Origin of the sequence: Roseiarcus sp., from assembly GCF_052145395.1 — a bacterium.
GTDB lineage: Bacteria > Pseudomonadota > Alphaproteobacteria > Rhizobiales > Beijerinckiaceae > Roseiarcus.
Genome location: NZ_JBKQOT010000758.1, coordinates 1 through 2,737, shown reverse-complemented (window position 1 = coordinate 2,737; position 2,737 = coordinate 1). Strand labels below are relative to the sequence as shown.

Genomic DNA, 2,737 nt, shown 5'->3' with positions numbered 1-2,737 from the left:
CAAGCGCGACGCCCGACAGCCAGTACTTATTCATGCGATCAGTCTCCCATAAGTTCGGGGCGCTCGGCCCTCCCGGAGCCGCCCCCGGCGGATGCAATCCACCTCGGGCGTCGATACTTTCTCGTTTTCGAGAAAGAGTCATCTTAAATAAATGCAACCGACAGGCGGGAAGGCCAAGCGCTCAGCCCCCGCTCTTGGCGCGCCAGTTCAGCCCGACGCGCTCATAGGCCCAGGAATACTGGGTCGCCATCTGCGCCGCGCGCATCGCGCGATAGCCGAAGGCCGCGACGATCAAATTCCAGAGATAGGCGACGAGGAAGAAATGCAACGACAGGAGCGGCTCTCCGTAGAGCGCGTAATGCAGGAAGCGGACGCCCGCGGTGAGGAACAGCATGTAGAGCGCGATCATTCCCATCGGGCGCCAGGTCTGCGCCAGCGCCCGGCCCGCCGCCCAGGCGCCGGCGCCGCCGAGGATCATCGTGACCAGCACGAAGGTGAAGAGCCCGTACGGCGTCGCGGCGTAGAGAATCCCGGCCATCAATGGCCTCCCTCGAGATAGGCGGCGCGCACCTCGGGGCGGGCGAGAAGCTCGGCGCCGGTGCCCCGCATGGTGACCAGGCCGTTGACCATGACATAGCCGCGATGGGCGAGCTTCAGCGCATGAAAGGCGTTCTGCTCGACCAGGAACACCGTCAGGCCTTCGCGCTTGTTGAGGTCGGCGATGACCTGAAAGATCTGCTTGACCACCAGCGGCGCGAGGCCGAGCGAGGGCTCGTCGAGCATCAGAAGACGCGGCCGGCCCATCAGCGCGCGCCCAATCGCCAGCATCTGCTGCTCGCCGCCCGACAGCGTTCCGCCGCGCTGCGGGGCGCGTTCCTTGAGGCGCGGAAAGAGCGTGAAGACGCGGTCGAGGTCCTCGTCGAAATGGGCGAATTTGTTGATCGACGCGCCCATCTGCAGGTTCTCGAACACTGTCATGCGCGGAAAGATGCGGCGGCCTTCGGGCGACTGGGCGATCGACAGCCGCGCGATCAGGTGCGTCGGCAGGGCGGTGATGTCCTTGCCGTCGAAGGTGATCCGCCCGCGCCGGGCGCGCGGCGCGCCGAAAATGGTCATCATCGTCGTCGACTTGCCGGCGCCGTTGGCGCCGATGAGCGTGACGATCTCGCCCGCGTTGACTTCGATGTCGACGCCCTTGAGCGCCTGGATCTTGCCGTAGAAGGTCTCGACGCCGCGCAATTGAAGGAGCGGCGCGGCGCCCGCGGTCGCTCCACTCATCGCTCGAGCTCCTTCTCAACCGTTTCCAGTTCCTCCTCGTCGGCGACGCCCAGATAAGCGGCGATGACCTTGGGGTCGGCGCGCACCTCGGCGGGCGTGCCGTCGGCGATCTTCACCCCGTAGTCGAGCACGACCACATGGTCGGAGATCTGCATGACGACCGACATGTCGTGCTCGATGAGCAGCACGGAGGTTTTGTGGTCGGCGCGGATCGAGCGGAGAAGCGCGCTCAACTCCGCCGATTCGCGGGGATTGAGCCCCGCCGCCGGCTCGTCGAGGCAAAGCAGCACCGGATCGGTGCACATGGCGCGGGCGATCTCGAGCCGGCGCTGGGCGCCATAAGGGAGCTCGCCAGCGGGGTCGTCGGCCCGGTCGATCAGGCCGATCTTGTCGAGCCAGTATTTCGCGTGCTCGACCGCCTGGGCCTCGCGGCGACGGTAGCTCGGCGCCCCGATCAGGCCAAGCACGGTCAGCCCGCTCGCCCGCATCAGCGGATTGTGGTGCGCCACCAGAAGATTCTCCAGCACCGTCATGCCCTGAAAGAGACGGATGTTCTGGAACGTGCGCGCGACGCGCGCCTGCCGCGAGATCTGGAAGTCCGGCATCCGCTCGAGCAGGAAGAGCTCGCCGTTCGAAGTCGCCGCGTGACGCCCGCTGGCGTGCGTCGCGGCTTCAATGGCCTCCTTGGTGACGACGCCGTCCCGGGCGAGCGCGAGCCGCCCCTCGGTCGGCTTGTAGAAGCCGGTTACGCAGTTGAACACGGTCGTCTTTCCGGCGCCGTTCGGGCCGATCAGCGCGGTGATGTCGCCGCGTCCGACGGTGAACGAGAAGGCTTTGACCGCGACGAGACCGCCGAACCGCATGGTGAGGTTTTCGACGGTCAGCAAGGGGCTGGTCAGCCAGGTCATCAGCCGTGGCCTTCCTTGACGAGATCGCCAGATACGGCTTTGCTTTCCTTCAGGAAGATCGACGGTGACCGGGTCGACACGAGGCCGCGCGGCTTCCAGATCATCATGACCACCATCGCCGCGCCGAACAGCAGCATGCGGTACTGGGTCGGATCGAAGTCCGCGCCGAAAATCTGCTTCATCCAGTCGAGTTCGCGCATGAGCTCGGGCGCGCCGATCATCACCGTCGCCGCGATCGCGACGCCAAGCTGCGAGCCCATGCCGCCGAGCACGACGATGGCGAGGATGGTCGCCGATTCCATGAAGGTGAAGCTCTCCGGGCTGACGAAGCCCTGCCGCACCGAAAAGAACGAGCCGGCGAAGCCGCCGAACATCGCGCCGAGGGCAAAGGCGGTGAGCTTGGTGTTGGTCGTGTTGATGCCCAGCGAGCGGCAGGCGATCTCGTCCTCGCGGAGCGCTTCCCAGGCGCGGCCGATCGGCAGCCGACGGAGCCGCAGGGTGACGAAGTTGGTGAGCAGCGCGAGCGCCAGGATCAGGTAGAACAGGAAAAT

Annotated in this window: 4 protein-coding genes; all 4 read right to left on the bottom strand. The window is 66.1% G+C overall.

Annotation, left to right across the window (positions count from 1 at the left end; genetic code table 11):
- Positions 1 to 181 precede the first annotated feature (181 nt).
- Positions 182 to 538: a DUF6867 family protein gene (locus ACLP25_RS25845; RefSeq protein ID WP_442471976.1), complete on the bottom strand. Its 357-nt coding sequence runs from the start codon at positions 536 to 538 to the stop codon at positions 182 to 184.
- Complete coding sequence (locus ACLP25_RS25840; RefSeq protein ID WP_442471975.1) at positions 538 to 1,278, bottom strand: ABC transporter ATP-binding protein; 741 nt, start codon at positions 1,276 to 1,278, stop codon at positions 538 to 540. Before ACLP25_RS25840 ends, ACLP25_RS25845 begins: the two co-directional genes overlap by 1 nt.
- Positions 1,275 to 2,186 (bottom strand): ABC transporter ATP-binding protein, encoded by a 912-nt coding sequence (locus tag ACLP25_RS25835; RefSeq protein WP_442471974.1) that lies wholly within the window; start codon positions 2,184 to 2,186, stop codon positions 1,275 to 1,277. The genes ACLP25_RS25840 and ACLP25_RS25835 overlap by 4 nt, the downstream gene beginning before the upstream one ends.
- Positions 2,186 to 2,737 (bottom strand): ABC transporter permease subunit (locus tag ACLP25_RS25830; RefSeq protein ID WP_442471973.1); only part of this gene is annotated, 552 nt, incomplete at its 5' end. The genes ACLP25_RS25830 and ACLP25_RS25835, both read right to left, overlap by 1 nt.

Bases quoted from the DNA above. Each gene is read 5' to 3' on its own strand.
- ACLP25_RS25845 (WP_442471976.1), bottom strand. From the start codon at position 538: ATGGCCGGGATTCTCTACGCCGCGACGCCGTACGGGCTCTTCACCTTC.
- ACLP25_RS25840 (WP_442471975.1), bottom strand. From the start codon at position 1,278: ATGAGTGGAGCGACCGCGGGCGCCGCGCCGCTCCTTCAATTGCGCGGC.
- ACLP25_RS25835 (WP_442471974.1), bottom strand. From the start codon at position 2,186: ATGACCTGGCTGACCAGCCCCTTGCTGACCGTCGAAAACCTCACCATG.